Source organism: Herminiimonas sp. (assembly GCF_030655415.1).
The window spans coordinates 56,984-72,776 of the sequence record NZ_JAURVN010000015.1 but is presented as its reverse complement, the minus strand read 5'-3'; the positions used below and the strand labels follow the sequence as shown (position 1 = coordinate 72,776).

Annotated in this window: 10 protein-coding genes; 1 reads left to right on the top strand and 9 read right to left on the bottom strand. The window is 50.6% G+C overall.

Going from position 1 to position 15,793, the window contains the following annotated elements:
• Positions 1–19: 19 nt before the first annotated feature.
• The 4 genes from Q7T66_RS15080 to Q7T66_RS15095 all read right to left on the bottom strand — a co-directional run bounded on the left by Q7T66_RS15080 (position 20) and on the right by Q7T66_RS15095 (position 5,986).
• Positions 20–1,714: a bifunctional diguanylate cyclase/phosphodiesterase gene (locus Q7T66_RS15080; RefSeq protein WP_304933836.1), complete on the bottom strand. Its 1,695-nt coding sequence runs from the start codon at positions 1,712–1,714 to the stop codon at positions 20–22.
• Between the two features lie 479 nt (positions 1,715–2,193).
• Positions 2,194–3,888: a methyl-accepting chemotaxis protein gene (locus Q7T66_RS15085; RefSeq protein WP_304933835.1), complete on the bottom strand. Its 1,695-nt coding sequence runs from the start codon at positions 3,886–3,888 to the stop codon at positions 2,194–2,196.
• Positions 3,889–4,286: 398 nt separating this feature from the next.
• Complete coding sequence (gene ssb / locus Q7T66_RS15090; protein ID WP_304933834.1) at positions 4,287–4,778, bottom strand: single-stranded DNA-binding protein; 492 nt, start codon at positions 4,776–4,778, stop codon at positions 4,287–4,289.
• A 14-nt stretch (positions 4,779–4,792) separates the two neighbouring features.
• Positions 4,793–5,986, bottom strand: coding sequence for an MFS transporter (locus tag Q7T66_RS15095; protein ID WP_304933987.1), 1,194 nt, complete (start codon positions 5,984–5,986; stop codon positions 4,793–4,795).
• Between the two features lie 172 nt (positions 5,987–6,158).
• On the opposite strand from Q7T66_RS15095, the gene uvrA reads away from it, so the two are divergent.
• On the top strand, positions 6,159–9,023 hold the full coding sequence (uvrA, locus tag Q7T66_RS15100) for an excinuclease ABC subunit UvrA (RefSeq protein WP_304933833.1): 2,865 nt from the start codon (positions 6,159–6,161) through the stop codon (positions 9,021–9,023).
• A gap of 67 nt (positions 9,024–9,090) precedes the next feature.
• Here uvrA and Q7T66_RS15105 read toward each other — a convergent pair whose 3' ends face one another.
• The 5 genes from Q7T66_RS15105 to Q7T66_RS15125 form a co-directional block, all read right to left on the bottom strand.
• On the bottom strand, positions 9,091–10,008 hold the full coding sequence (locus Q7T66_RS15105) for an AEC family transporter (protein WP_304933832.1): 918 nt from the start codon (positions 10,006–10,008) through the stop codon (positions 9,091–9,093).
• A gap of 140 nt (positions 10,009–10,148) precedes the next feature.
• Positions 10,149–11,675, bottom strand: a complete 1,527-nt coding sequence (locus Q7T66_RS15110) for a glycosyltransferase family 39 protein (RefSeq protein WP_304933831.1) — start codon at positions 11,673–11,675, stop codon at positions 10,149–10,151.
• A gap of 9 nt (positions 11,676–11,684) precedes the next feature.
• Positions 11,685–12,062, bottom strand: a complete 378-nt coding sequence (locus Q7T66_RS15115; protein WP_304933830.1) for an EamA family transporter — start codon at positions 12,060–12,062, stop codon at positions 11,685–11,687.
• A complete protein-coding gene (locus Q7T66_RS15120; protein WP_304933829.1) occupies positions 12,059–13,573 on the bottom strand; it encodes a UbiA family prenyltransferase in 1,515 nt (504 codons plus the stop codon). Before Q7T66_RS15120 ends, Q7T66_RS15115 begins: the two co-directional genes overlap by 4 nt.
• A 181-nt stretch (positions 13,574–13,754) precedes the next feature.
• Entirely contained in the window at positions 13,755–15,743 is a 1,989-nt protein-coding gene (locus Q7T66_RS15125) for a monovalent cation:proton antiporter family protein (RefSeq protein WP_304933828.1), read from the bottom strand.
• Positions 15,744–15,793: the final 50 nt, after the last annotated feature.

Here is a 15,793-nt window from a genome sequence, read left to right as displayed (position 1 = left end):
TGATCTTGTGCGTAGCAGATTAGTGTTGCAGTGCAGCGGCATCTGCTTTCAAAATATCGATCAAGGTCGCCGGCAACTCAGGAAAACCGGTATGAAAACCTTGAATCAGAGAACAACCTTGTTCAGATAAAAATTCCAATTGCTGTTCGTTTTCTACGCCTTCCGCAACGGTCAGTAAACTCAAGTGACTCGCCAAACTCAAAATAACGTTGCAGATCGCCGCATCCTTGATGGAGTTCGGCAAATCCTTGATAAAGGTGCGATCAATCTTGAGCGCCGCAATCGGAAAGCGCTTCAAATAAATCAGCGATGAATAACCGGTACCGAAGTCATCGATCGCAATGCGAACACCACGCGATGCGATTTTTGTCAGAAGTTGTTCTGCATGCTCAGGATCGGACATCAAAATGCCTTCGGTGATCTCAAGCAAAAGCTGATCGCCTTTCACACCCGACAACTTGAGCGCGTCGTCCATCATTTTAAGAAACTGATCATTGCGGAATTGGCGCGGACTGACATTGACCGAGACATAGAGCTTGCGGCCAGCGACTTCTTCAAAACGTTTGAGTTGCACACAAGCTGATTTCAAAGCCCATGCGCCCAGCAAATTGATCAAGCCATTGTCTTCTGCCATCGCGATGAACTGACTAGGCGGCACCAACCCGATATCAGGACGCATCCAGCGCATCAATGCTTCGAAGCCCATGATCTGGCGGGTGCGCGCATCAACGATAGGTTGATAGTGCAGCAGGAATTCGCCATTTCTGACGGCTTCAAACATCGCGGCTTCCATCGACACATCATGTTCAATGTGGTTGAAAGCAGCTTCGTTATAAACGATGCAGCGTGCTTTGCCGGTTTCCTTCGCGCGGTACATCGCGGTATCGGCGTGCGCCAGCAATTTCACTTCGCTATCGCCATGTATCGGATAAACCGCGGCACCAATTGATGTGCTCACATACAAGGCATTGCCATTGATTTCAAACGGCAATTGGATGGCTGAAATCATGCGACGTGCAACGTTTTGAATTTCGACTTCATCGACTGCGCCTGGCAATACGGCGACAAATTCATCACCGCCTACGCGCGCCAACGTATCGACATCGCGCAAGGTTTCGCGCAAACGTTTCGCGGCAATACGCAGCAATGCGTCACCGACCGGATGACCCAAGGCATCGTTTACTTTTTTGAAGCCATCGAGATCCAGCGCAATGACAGTAAAGCCGATATTGGTGCGACGCGATTGCGCGATTGTCATGCGCAATCGATCTGCGAGCAATGTTCTATTCGGTAAATTGGTCAGTTCGTCGTGCGTGGCCATGTGGCGCAGACGTTCTTCGGTTTTCTGCTGACTGGAAATATCGCGCCCAACCACCACCACTTCCAGCTCGGTTGTTTCGGTTGAGTAGGCAATCATTTGCAGCTCGAACCACAGTACTGAAGCCTGCGTCGACATTCGCACACTAACGCGTGTGACTTCAAGGGATTGCACAGTTTGACGGAATGCGGCTTCGATCGCGTGCCGATCAGACAGGCGCACCATCTCAAACAGGTTTCTACCAAGTAGTTGAATGTCGTGACCGAGTGCCTCGGCCGCACGTGCACTGGCAAACAGAATTTCGCCGCGCGTGTTGAGGCGCAGCACAACCTCCCCAGCGACCTCCATCAAACTGGCGAGCTGGGTACTCTGAGTGTCGTTACGCTTTGGCAACATACTGAAGGCGGCTAGGGTTTGACTAAGGTTAAGCAAATGACTTTGCGCTTTTCATTAATTGTTTTTATAACAAAAATGCTTTTAAACAATAATTTCAATTGATAAATTCCGCCAATCAAATTGTAAAATTACATTACATTAAGCTTCAAATCTTAATGCAGCAAAAAAGAAATGAATAGAAAAGATTGCAGTTAAAAAAATAAAAAATCACATTTGCACTGTTTTCATGCGGCTTGCTATTAGTGGCATCAAAAATGGGTGTTAAATAACAACATTTCCTAAACGAAATTTCAACTTTAAAAATAAAACTCTACGTAAGGCCAATGGTGGCAAGCCTTCAAATTGGGAAAACTGGCCCGATTTAGCAACTCTGCTGAATACACAAATAGGCAATTTGGATGTTCGCTCACAAAAGCTATAGTTCCTGCTGAGGTAAAAAAGCCCGCTTACGCAGCGGGCTTTTACAAAACTATCAATACTTAAAATTCTTCCCAATCGTCAGATCCGCCAGCGCGGGGTTCATTAGTGATTTTCTTGGGTGTCGGCGCCGTGGCAACCTGACGTTTAGGTGGCGCTTTTGCAGCAGGTGCAACTCTTTGCGGCGCGGCGGCTGAGGAACTACTCTTCAAGCCATCAAGTTTAAAGACGCTGACTGCTTGTGCCAAACGACCTGCTTGCTCATTCAAGGATTCCGCTGCTGCGGCAGCTTCTTCTACCAAGGCCGCATTTTGTTGCGTCACTTGATCCATTTGCGAAATCGCTTGATTCACTTGCTCGATACCGGCACTTTGTTCCTGGCTCGCGGCCATGATCTCGGACATGATATCGGTGACGTGTCGGACGCTATCGACCACTTCCACCATGGTCGTACCGGCTTCTGCTACCAGACGGCTACCTGTGTCGGCTTTGCTGACTGAATCGTCGATCAATGTTTTGATTTCTTTCGCGGCAGCTGCTGAGCGTTGCGCCAAACTGCGCACTTCCGATGCGACCACTGCAAAACCGCGACCCTGTTCGCCAGCACGCGCCGCTTCAACTGCCGCATTCAACGCGAGAATATTGGTTTGGAATGCGATGCCATCAATCACGCCAATGATGTCGACAATTTTCTTGGCCGATGCATTGATGCCATCCATCGTGTCAACCACTTGCGATACCACTGCGCCGCCTTTCACCGCAACACTAGAAGCCGTTACTGCCAATTGATTAGCCTGGCGTGCGTTGTCTGCATTTTGCTTGACGGTAGAGGTCAACTCTTCCATCGACGATGCGGTTTCTTCCAGCGAACTTGCTTGCTCTTCTGTACGCGAAGACAAATCCAGATTGCCGGATGCAATCTCGTTGGCGGCGGTCGCAATCGTATCAATGCCGGTGCGAACCTGGCTAACACTATTGACCAGACTATCGTTCATGTCCTTCAGAGCCTGCAGCAATTGTCCGGTTTCATCCTTCGAATCAACCACAATTTGGCTACGCAAATCGCCGGAAGCAACAATGCGCGCCACATTCACGGCGTAGTCCAACGGCTTGGTAATACTGCGAGTGAGGAAGAATGCCAGCATCACGCCCAACGCTGTCGCAATAATGCCGAGCACGATCAGCAAATTGCGACCGGCTTCATAAATTGCATCAACTTGTTTTTTGGAGTCCGCAAAAATTTTTTCCTGGAAGTCCGCTACATCTCTGACCGATTGAATGTAGCTCTTCGCAACAGGAGCCATCTTGGTATCGATCATCGTCTTCAACTCAGGACCTTCGCCTTTTTCTTCTTTCAGTTTGAAAGTTGCGTCGCGGATCGCGCTATATGTTTTACGTTGGTCCACCACCAAAGCGAGCAATTTCTTACCGTCGTCACTATGTATCAGCGGCTCCAACTCTTTTTGCACCTTGCTGACCTCAGCGCTCACAACAGTCATTTCTGCTTGCAGCGCTTTTGCGTCCTCAGGATCATCGGTGTTCACGCGCGCGAAGGTGCGCACTGTATTCGTCGCAATCCCCTCTACCCATTTTTGAGAAAGTCTTTCTTTGATAGTCGCTTCTTCCATCAAGGAAGTTGCATTCGCAACATCCTGCAATCTTGCAATTCCCATCACGGTCATGAATCCCATCAGTATCAATATCAGCGCGAAAGCGATACCCAGTCGTACGCCTATTTTTAAATTTTTCATATTCACTTCTTTCGCTGTTAATTTATTAAATACTGGTGATTAGGGAATCACCACGACTACCTCTAGACAATACTATCGCTACAGACTGTTAAACCTTATTGCTCGTAACAAAGAAATCACATCCATTCGTACAAGCACGCGAATTACAGCCTGTCGCTCTATAACGACTGTAATTATTACAAACTTGAGTTGCCACCAAGAAAATAAATTGACGTGTCGGCATTAATTTCAGAGAGATATTTGGCGTATGCATCACGATCAAGTGCAAATGACTTTAAAAGCCATCAACATGCGCGCAGCACTTCCATAAAAATAATGTGCAAAAAAATAAAAAGCCCGACGATCCAAAAAAGATCGCCGGGCTTTCTGTATAAAACTAGATGACTAGTTTTTAAATTCAGTAATTAAAACGGAATGTCGTCATCCATATCATTGAAATTGGATGCCGCAGGTTTAGCTGCAGGACGCGGTGCGCTGCTACCGCCACCCGAACTTTGGCGCGGCGCTGGTGAACTGCCGCCGTATTCATCATCCATGGATGCACTGCCGCCGCCAGCACCAGGCTTGCCGCCCAACATTTGCATCGTATCGGCGATGATTTCGGTGGTGTAGCGCTCGACGCCGTCTTTATCTGTCCATTTGCGTGTTTGCAAACGGCCTTCGATATAAACCGATGAGCCTTTTTTCAAATACTGACCGGCGATTTCTGCCAGTTTGCGATAGAAGGTGATGCGATGCCATTCAGTGACTTCTTTTTTGTCACCGCTGTTTTTATCTTTCCAGCTTTCCGTTGTGGCAACGGCCACATTGGTCACGGCTTCGCCGTTTGGCATGTAGCGTGTTTCAGGATCGCGACCCAGATTGCCGACGATGATGACTTTATTAACTGATGCCATTAAATTTTCTCCGATTAAACTACGGCAGCCTGAACCTGGCTGCGGCGCGGTACGTTTTTCATATTGGCAGCAATTATAAGCCACGCTACCGTTAATGCTGCACCCAAAACAAAGACAGACGCGCCACCTAGGTGTTGCGTCAACCAACCGCCCAATGCGCCACCGCAAAACAAACCAAGCGCTTGAAGAGTGTTATAGACACCCAAAGCTGCACCTTTGCTGGCAGGTGGCGCAATGCGCGACACCAAAGAAGGCTGGCTAGCTTCGAGGATATTGAAGGCAACAAAAAATGCCAGCAACAGCGCCACCAACCACGAGCTGTGCACTTGCGTTTGCGATAGCACCAGCCACATACCGATCTGAACCAGCAATAGTAAAGCAATCGCGCCGACAAAAACCTGTTTCGACTTGCCACGCTTTTCACCTATGAAAATTGGCGGCAGCATGAAGATGAAAGACGCGATCACGACAGGTAGATAGATTTTCCAATGCTCGGCCAGCGGCAAATTACCAAACTTGATCAGCGTAGATGGCACCACAACAAACATCGCCATTTGCGTGACATGCAAAGCAAACACGCCATAGTTAAGGCGCATCAATTCGCTATTCGCCAACACTTCTCTTATTGATGAACGTCCCGGCGGCAATGCAGGCGCGGCAGGGACTATATATATAACCACCAGAATCGCCAGCACCGACAAGATGCCGGTCAGCGCAAAAATGCCGCCCATACCAATCGCCTGATACAACAAAGGGGAAATTACCAGCGAACCAGCAAACGTTAGCCCGATGGAGCCACCGACCATCGCCATCGCTTTGGTGCGATGTTCTTCTCTGGTCGAATCTGCGATGAAAGCTGTCACTGCTGCAGAAATCGCACCTGCGCCCTGCACCGCGCGGCCAATGATGACCCAGACAATATCGTCTGCGGCAGCTGCAATGAATGAACCAAGCGCAAACACAATCAAGCCGATCACAATCACACGCTTGCGACCGTATTTATCCGAAGCGATCCCAAACGGGATTTGCCCGAAGGATTGCGTCAGGCCGTAAATCCCCAAAGCCAGCCCGACCAAGGTCGCACTGTCGCCACCAGGCAAGCCTTTTGCATGCACTGAAAATACCGGCAAGATCAAGAAAAGACCCAGCATCCGCAAACCAAAAATCGACGCAAGCGACGTGCTGGCGCGGATTTCATCGCGGCTCATGCCGCTACTGACGTCGTTTGAAGGGTTGGATGACATGGCAAACAGGAAATAGAGTAAAGCGGTTTTACGACCAGCTTTAAAACCCGTTATAGTAGCAGGTTGACCCGTTTTAACCCGCTCCAAACCTTCAAAAAAGGCCTGGGGCACCGGAAAAGCCTAGCTGAAAGAGTGAATGGACGAAATTCGTATCCGAGGTGCGCGCACGCACAACCTCAAAAACATCAATCTGGATTTGCCACGCAATAAACTGATCGTGATTACCGGTTTGTCCGGCTCTGGCAAATCCTCGCTCGCCTTCGATACGCTATATGCAGAAGGTCAGCGCCGCTACGTCGAGTCGCTGTCTTCATATGCGCGCCAGTTTTTGCAATTGATGGAAAAGCCCGATGTCGATTTGATCGAAGGCTTGTCGCCAGCGATCTCCATCGAGCAAAAAGCCACCTCGCATAATCCGCGTTCGACGGTCGGCACAGTCACCGAGATTCACGATTATCTGCGTTTGTTATACGCACGCGTCGGCACGCCGTATTGTCCCGACCATCCGGAAAATCCGCTGGCCGCGCAATCGGTTTCGCAAATGGTCGACGCCGTTCTCGCCATGCCGGAAGACACCAAGCTGATGATCATGGCGCCAGTCGTCGCGAATCGCAAAGGCGAACATGTCGATCTGTTCGAGCAAATGCAGGCGCAAGGTTTTGTACGCTTCCGCGTGCAAAGCGGTACTGGCGACGCAAAGATTTATGACGTCGATGATCTGCCGAAACTGAAAAAAGCAGAGAAGCACACGATCGCGGTTGTCATCGATCGTGTCAAGGTCAAGGCCGATATCAAGCAACGTCTGGCAGAAAGTTTCGAGACCGCATTGCGTCTGGCCGAAGGTCGCGCATTGGTTTTGGAAATGGATAGCGTCGTCGAACATGTGTATTCCAACAAATTCGCCTGCCCGGTCTGCGGCTACTCGCTGCAAGAACTCGAACCGCGTTTGTTCTCGTTCAACAATCCTATGGGCGCGTGCCCGGAGTGCGATGGTCTCGGCCATATCGAATTCTTCGATCCAAAACGCATCGTCGCCTTCCCTAATTTGTCTCTCGCGAGCGGTGCAGTCAAAGGCTGGGACAGACGTAATCAGTTTTACTTCCAGATGCTGTCGAACCTCGCCGAATTCTACGGTTTTGATCTCGATCTGCCATTTGAAAAACTGCCGGAAGCCGCGCAGCAAGCTGTGTTGTTCGGCTCAGGCAAACAAAAAATTCCGTTCAGTTATGTGAATGAAAAAGGCCGCACCGTTATTCGTGAACATGAGTTCGAAGGCGTCGTCAATAATCTGCAACGCCGCTATCGCGAAACCGATTCGATGGCAGTCAAAGAAGAACTCGCCAAATTCATCAACGAAAAAGAATGTCCAAGCTGCCACGGCGCACGTCTGCGTGTTGAAGCACGCAATGTGCTGGTTGGTAATGGCGTACAAAAACGCGCCATCTACGAAGTTGCGGCAACACCTTTACGTCAAACGCTGGAGTTTTTTGAAACACTGACTCTAGTCGGTGCCAAGAAAGAAATCGCCGATCGCATCGTCAAGGAAATCGTCTCGCGCCTAAAGTTTTTGAACAACGTTGGACTCGATTATTTATCACTTGATCGCAGCGCCGACACCTTGTCGGGTGGCGAAGCGCAACGCATTCGCCTTGCATCGCAAATCGGTTCCGGCCTGACCGGCGTCATGTATGTGCTGGATGAACCATCGATCGGTTTGCATCAACGCGACAACGATCGATTGATCGAAACGCTCAAGCATTTGCGCGATATCGGCAATAGCGTTCTGGTCGTTGAACATGATGAAGACGCGATTCGCTGCGCCGATTATGTCGTCGACATGGGCATAGGCGCAGGCGTACATGGCGGGGAAGTGATTGCCGAAGGTACGCTGAAGGACATCCTGAAAAGCAAAACTTCGCTGACCGCACAATATCTGAACGGCACACTCGGTATTGCCGTGCCTAAGAAGCGCACACCAGTCAATCCAAAGAAACAATTTGTGATTACTGGAGCTACGGGCAACAACCTGAAGAACGTCACACTGGAATTGCCAGTCGGCTTGCTGACCTGCGTTACCGGTGTGTCGGGCTCGGGCAAATCGACATTGGTCAACGACACGCTGTACCACGCAGCGTCGCGTCATCTGTACGGCTCGCAAGCAGAACCCGCAGCGCATGAATCGATCAGCGGCTTTGAACATTTCGACAAAGTAATCTCTGTCGATCAAGCGCCTATCGGTCGTACACCACGTTCGAATCCCGCAACCTACACGGGCTTGTTCACACCGATACGCGATTTGTTTGCAACAGTGCCGACCTCGAAAGAACGCGGCTACTCGGCTGGACGTTTTTCATTCAACGTCAAAGGCGGTCGTTGCGAAGCATGCCAGGGCGATGGCGTCATCAAGGTCGAAATGCACTTTTTGCCCGACGTATATGTGCCGTGTGATGTCTGCCACGGCAATCGCTACAACCGCGAAACGCTGGAGATTCAATACAAGGGCAAGAACATCACCGAAGTGCTCGGCATGACGGTGGAAGAAGCGCATGTCTTCTTCAAACCAGTGCCACTGATTGCGCGCAAATTGCAAACACTGCTGGATGTCGGTCTCGGCTATATCCGCCTCGGCCAAAGTGCAACAACGCTATCGGGCGGCGAAGCACAACGCGTCAAACTGTCGCTGGAATTATCAAAACGCGATACCGGCCGTACGCTGTATATCCTGGATGAACCGACCACCGGTTTGCATTTTCACGATATCGATTTGCTGCTGAAAGTGATCCATCGCTTACGCGACCAAGGCAACACAGTCGTCATCATCGAACACAATCTGGACGTCATTAAAACGGCTGACTGGTTAGTCGATATGGGGCCGGAAGGTGGCGCGGGTGGCGGTCAAGTGATTGGTGCCGGCACGCCAGAAGATCTGGCGAAGAATCCGGCTAGCTTTACCGGCAAGTATCTGGCACCGCTGCTTAAGCAAAAGAAATCGGCTGCTTAAAATTCGTATCTGCTAAAAACAAAAATGGCGACCCTCGGGTCGCCATTTTTTATTTATCTTTGCAAATTTATTTCGGAAGTCCCATCCACAAACCAACAGGTACAAATAACAGCGCAGCCAGATTACCCAGCAAAACGATCGATGCGACTTTGTCCGGTTCCTGTTTGTATTGTTCGGCCACCATGAAGCAAAACACGGCAGGTGGTAACGATGCGAACAAGAACATTTGTCCACGTTGCTCGGCCGTCAAACTAATGAATTGATCCAGCAACAACGCAACTGCCAGACCGGCGATAGGACAAACGATGGCTCCCATCAAACCGATATTCCAGCTTTTCAAACTCACATCCAGCATGCGTACGCCGAGTGCAAACAACATCAATGGTATGCAGGCATCGCCCAACATTTTCATCGCGATAAACAAAGGCATCGGCAAAGGCACGTGGACGATCGCGAATGCCATGCCGACGATCATTGCGATCATCATTGGATTGGCGAGAAATTTCCATGGCGATGTGCGTACGCCGTTTTTATCTCGGCCGCTCTCGATGATTTTGATACCCACCGAAAAATAAACCAGATTGCAAGCCATGAACAAAGCCACTGCAGAACCCAGGCTGGATGTTCCGAACGCGAGTATCGCCAGCGGCAAACCCATATTGCCGCAATTGTTGTACATCATGGGCGGTACAAAACTGCGTACGTCGTAGCCCAACCAGCGCGCGATCGGCCACGCCAGCAAACCCGAACCTAGCGAGATTATTGCTCCGGCAAGAATCAACATACCGTTGTGTGCCAGATCAAAATCCTTGGCCCCCAACGCTGTGAATACCAGCAAGGGACACAACACATCCATGCTGACGCGATTGACTGCCGTCATATCCGAGCGCACAGCATCGCCGCGCAGGCGGGCGTAGCCGTATCCCAGCGCGATGATGATAAAAACCGGCAGAATAATGCCGAGTATGCGTTCAAATATTTCCATTTATCCAACCATGTTGACCGCAATGAAAAATGCCGAACAGGAGTGCTCCCATTCGGCATAGCTAACTCTGATCACCTTACTATAACAAGCTTATGCGTGGCTTACAGCGGACCGGCAATTTTCGAATCGACGCTCCTATTTTACGGACGCTTGATATCGTAACGTTCCAGGAATTGGCAACCGTACACAGGCAAGAAAGATGGAATGCGGTAATAGCGATCAGCAATCGTTTTGAGAATGCGCTCGCGATAAACCTCGTAATTAAAATCCTTGCCATCGGCGTACCAGAAGGTGACGCCATCCGCTTGCATCGTATGCACAGTCACCGATGAAAAATAAGGTGTCAGTTCGTTTGCATCAATTGCGCGTCTATCAAAAATACGAATCGTCTTGCCCGCGTATTTTTTGAAATCAACATTTAAATCATCCTGACGCGCATGGAATTTTCCTGTGCCGAAAGTCGGCAAGTATTCACCCGCGTGATACGACAACAAAGCAGAAGGTGTGTAAGCGCGCGCCATTATTGCGCCATCCGCTGGCAAACCACGACGTAATGTATTGACGATGGTTTGTGCTTCTTTATGAAACACGATGTCATCGTGCAACGCGTAATCCTTCCACATCGTGGTCGGCAACAAGATAATCGCTGCGAGGAACAAGAAGTGCGGTACTGAAAACAATGCGGTCCATTTTGCATACTTGCGCAAATCGTCTGCGTTCGTGGTCGTGCCGATAAACAAAAAGAGGAAAGGCATGAAGCCCAGCACCCAATGCAGGCCTATGGTTTTTTCCATAGACAAGAACAGGAACAGTGCAAACGGCACCACGAACAACACCACGATCGCGCCGCGCTGAATCATCATGCCGCCAGAACGCAGCAATTTGACGAATATCCATGGCGTAATCAGGTAAATCATCATCAACACATATTCGCCAATGGTATAGAACGAAAATTGCGTGTTCTCATTGCGATTGATCATGTTGAACATGACATTGGTCCAGCAATTATTCGCGTTGAAGGCAACGGTGATCGCAAACAAAGGTGCAGAACAAGCAGCAATGATGATCAGCTTGAGCCAGCCGCGACGCGAACGGCACAGATACACGAAGTAGGCAATTGCGAGCAAGCCGGCGAAGTACTTCGACAACAGTGCAAACCCAAGAAAGATACCTGCGCCGAAAACCCAAACCAGCTTGTCGGACATCGTGCTGCGAATAAAACAGTAGCCACTCAAGAAGATAAAGAAAATCAGCGGCGTATCAGTCGTCACCAAATTCAACAACAGCGTGAACGGCAGCAGCAGGAACAAGGTGCCGAGACGATACGCAGCGCCTTCCTGATACGGTGAAATTCTGCGCAGCAAATCAACCAGCCCCAGCGCAATCAAACTCCACATCAATACCGTGAAAAAGCGTAAAGACAAAGGATGCGCAGAAACGCTATTCAATGCGAACAACAACCAACCCACCATAGGCGGATGATCGGAATAACCCCATGCCGGGAACACGCCCCACTGATAGAAAAACGCCTCATCGCCAGTCATCGGAAAATACGCTGCCAGCCACATCTTGACCATCAGCGTGATCACAAACGTCACTTTGAAAACCCGGCGCGCACGTACCGGATCAGCACCTGCGTACAGTGAACGTGTTGAATTCAAATTCATTCCAATTCCTTAATTCTTTACCGACAGGACGAGCACACCTGCAATGACCAGCGATACGCCCAGCACTTTATAAATGCTGACCGATTCGCCCAAAATAAATATTCCCGCCAGCGTCGTCAGCACGACTCCCAGCGAAATCAATGGATACGCCATACTGACGTCGAGCTTGCCGAGTACCAGCAACCATAATCCCGCGCTTGCGCCGAAACAGACCATGCCGCCCCAGATCAGCGGACTGGTCAACGCCAGCCAATAAACCGAGCGTATGCCGCCCGACATAGCATGCTGAATTGCAGGCGACGACATGCCCATCTTCAGCAGCACTTGCGCCGCGGCGGTCAGGCATACGCAAAATAGTGCCAATCCCAATGCTGCCATCTGACTCATAACATCCACTCCACTGATGCGAGCAACGCAACGCAAGCAACCAGCGCAGCGACGATCCAGCTGGCGCGATCGGTGATCGCAAACAGCAGCGGATCATCGTGAATTTCCATGCGTGAAATTTTCAGCCACAAGCGCATGATCCAGAACAACATCAGCGGCAAAATCAGCCACAGGATTTCTGCATGCGGATACATAGCACCACCGACTTGGCTATCTACATACAGCGCCAGCAGCATCACCGCGACAAAGCCACTGGCAATGCCCATAGAAATCAAATACGACAAATCACTGGTGCGATAACCGCGACCGGCCAGTGATACTTTTCCATCGCCGCTCATGAATTCAAGTTCAGCACAACGTTTGACCAAAGCCAGGCTCAGGAACATGAACAAGGAAACGGCTAGCAGCCAATTCGAAATCACCACTGCGCTAACCAAGCCGCCGGCAAGAATACGATGCGTATATAAAGAAGCAAGCACCAGCACATCAACAATCGCAATCTGTTTCAAACGCGCCGAATACAACAATGTCGCCGCGATATACACCACCATCAAACCAAAAAACGGTAATGAAATCGCCGCCGCCAGCAACAGCGACAAAGGCAGCAATACCAAGACAAGAGCGACGCCGAATTGAATCGTCAATGTGGCCGCAGCAAAAGGTCTAGCTTGCTTGCGCGGATGAGCGCGATCAGATGCCAGATCGAATAAATCATTGATGACGTAAGTCGCCGATGCGCACAGTCCAAATGCGATGAATGCCAACAGCGTTATCAACCAGCTCTCAATACTCAAATCATGTGCTGCCATCAGCGGCACAAACAGCAAAGCATTCTTTGCCCACTGATGCAGACGCAAGGCTTTGATCACCAGACGCAACTTGAACGGACGCGGTGGAATGATCAATCTTGGCGTCTTGATTTTTTGTGCTTGTGCCACGATAGCGGACGGCGCATTGACGACGATAATTTCTGTCGCGCTCTCCCAGACGGGAAGATCGGCCGCACCGTTACCGGCATAAGCAAAACCGTTGACACCAGAATCCGCAATGATCGCTTGCAACTTCGCGCGGGATTTTAAATTGGTGCTTTCATCGCTGCCGAATACCGCATCGAAAATGCCGAGATGATCTGCAACGCGTTGCACCAGCGCGCGATCGGATGCGCTTGCCAATACCAATCGGCGACCAGCTGCGCGTTGTTGCTTAAGGTAAGTCAGCAATGCTTCGTTATATGGCAGCAAGGACACATCAAGTTCAACACACCTGGCGATTTGAAATTTGAGATTGCCACGTCCACGCAGCAACCAAACGAAGCAAAGGAAAAGATAAAGAGGATTGCGTTTGATCAACAGCAAAACCGATTCAAACAAAAGATCGGTATAGGTGAGAGTGCCATCTAGATCGACATACAGTGGCAATGCAGCATAGTCCGGCGCGCTCGTCACCTCTCCACGCTCGGCATCGGGCGTTGAAAATGAAGACCGAGAAAGACTGTCGGGGGAAACGCTCAAATCGCCACCATGGGAACAAGAGAAAAATCAGGGAACTGCAAATAGCGCTGCTGATAATTAGAGGCGCTCATCAATGACACGCATAACGAAGTATCTATAAATGCACACCAATAGCTGCAAGTGCATTACAGGTTGGCAATTTTCCGTCTTCGCATAGCCAGCGTCAACCACAAATGCCGACTTAGGCTTTTAGCAAACGGCCTTCTGCCAACGCGAGCTCTTCGACATCTCCGCGCAAGACCAAAATATCGCCCGCCAGCAGCGTTGTTTCTGGCGTCCAGTCTATGCGTACACCATTGCGTCGCAATGCAGTGACTTCTGCCCCCAGCGCGTCCAGGCTCAATTGTCCCAGCTTTTTACCAAGCGCGTTCGCCCGGTCGGTCAACAACACCGAGCGCAAACGCACTTGCAAATGTTCTGCCGTATCCGACACATCGCTCGCGCCATGGAAGAAACCACGCAAAGATTCGTAACGCTCACCACGCGCCATTTGAATCGTATGGACAACGCGGCGCAAGGGCACGCCCATCGTCAACAAGGCATGTGACGCCAGCATCAGGCTGCCTTCGATAGCTTCCGGCACGACTTCCGACGCACCGGCAGCACGCAACTTATCCAGATCCGTATCGTCGTAGCTGCGCACAATGACCGGCAGCGTAGGCGCCAAATCTTTCATGTTATGCAAAACTTTTAAAGCGGACGGCGTGCTGGCGAAAGTAATCACTACAGCTGCGGCGCGATTGACACCGGCCGCGACCAAACTTTCGCGACGACCTGCATCGCCGTACGAGACGTTGACGCCAGCCGCTTGCGCATCGCGCACGCGATCAGGATCCAGATCCAGCGCTTGATAAGGAATGCCTTCTTCATCCAGCAGCTTCGCCAAACTCTGACCGGTGCGACCGAAGCCGGCAATAATCACATGCTGTTGCGCAGACATCGTGCGCGTCGCGATCTGCGTCAAAGCCAGCGATTGCATCATCCATTCGTTCGATGAAAGCTTCATCACGATGGCATCAGATTTGGCGAGAATCACAGGTGCGGCGAGCATAGACAACACCATCGACGCCAATATCAATTGAATAATCAATGGCTCGATCAAGTTCAAGCTGCCGATCTGATGTAACAACACGAAGCCGAACTCGCCGGCCTGTGCCAGTGCCAATCCTGTACGCAAGGCGACGCCAACTGGTGCGCCAAACCCTTTTGCCAACATTGTCACCAGACCGAATTTCAGCAAAACTGGCCCAGCCAACAAGAGCAGGATCAGCCACCAGTACTCGATCACCAGACGTACATTCAGCAACATGCCGATCGAGATGAAGAACAAACCCAGCAACACATCGCGGAAGGATTTGATGTCTTCTTCCACCTGATGTTTGTATTCAGTTTCAGAAATCAGCATGCCGGCGACGAACGCGCCCAACGCCAGCGACAAGCCAGCCATTTCCGTAATCCAGGCCGCGCCCAAGGTGATCAACAGCAGATTCAGCATGAACAATTCTTGCGAACGCCGTTTGACGACGACGCGGAACCAGCTGCGTATCAGTTTATGTCCGACGAAAAAAAGCAGAAACAACACGATGACCGCTTTGAATGCCGCCCATAAAAGCGTCGCACCTAAATCGCCTTTGGGATTGGCAAGTGCCGGGATCAAAATCAGCAGCGGTACTAGCGCCAAATCCTGAAACAATAGAATGCCGATGATGCGACGACCGTGTTCGCTTTCCAGTTCCAGCCGTTCGGTCAACACTTTGGAAACAATCGCCGTCGACGACATCGCCAGCGCGCCGCCAATTGCAAACGCCGCTTGCCAGCTGATAGAACTCAAGCGGGTAGAGATATGCGCGACCAGCCAGCCGAATATCATCGTCAGAGCTATGGTCAACAATACCTGCGCCATACCAAGCCCAAAAACGGTGCGCCGCATCGATGATAATTTAGCGAGAGAGAATTCCAGGCCGATGGAGAACATCAAGAACACCACGCCGAATTCGCCCAAGGCATGCGTGGTTGCGTTGTCTTCCGCCCAACCCAAGGTGTGCGGGCCGATCAGAATTCCGGCCACTAGATAGCCCAGCATCGGCGGCAAATGCATCATGCGGAAGGCAACCACGCCCAATACCGCAGCAGCAAGCAACAGAAGCGTGAGTTCTAATGGGGAAAACATAATGTGAAGCCGGCTGGGGTTATTCGGGAAAAACGTGCAGAACCATCAAA

What these genes read in the sequence shown, in the direction of transcription:
- Q7T66_RS15080 (WP_304933836.1), bottom strand. Translation starts at nt 1,714, where the DNA reads ATGTTGCCAAAGCGTAACGACACTCAGAGTACCCAGCTCGCCAGTTTG.
- ssb (WP_304933834.1), bottom strand. Translation starts at nt 4,778, where the DNA reads ATGGCATCAGTTAATAAAGTCATCATCGTCGGCAATCTGGGTCGCGAT.
- Q7T66_RS15095 (WP_304933987.1), bottom strand. Translation starts at nt 5,986, where the DNA reads ATGAGCCGCGATGAAATCCGCGCCAGCACGTCGCTTGCGTCGATTTTT.
- uvrA (WP_304933833.1), top strand. Translation starts at nt 6,159, where the DNA reads ATGGACGAAATTCGTATCCGAGGTGCGCGCACGCACAACCTCAAAAAC.
- Q7T66_RS15105 (WP_304933832.1), bottom strand. Translation starts at nt 10,008, where the DNA reads ATGGAAATATTTGAACGCATACTCGGCATTATTCTGCCGGTTTTTATC.
- Q7T66_RS15110 (WP_304933831.1), bottom strand. Translation starts at nt 11,675, where the DNA reads ATGAATTTGAATTCAACACGTTCACTGTACGCAGGTGCTGATCCGGTA.
- Q7T66_RS15115 (WP_304933830.1), bottom strand. Translation starts at nt 12,062, where the DNA reads ATGAGTCAGATGGCAGCATTGGGATTGGCACTATTTTGCGTATGCCTG.
- Q7T66_RS15125 (WP_304933828.1), bottom strand. Translation starts at nt 15,743, where the DNA reads ATGTTTTCCCCATTAGAACTCACGCTTCTGTTGCTTGCTGCTGCGGTA.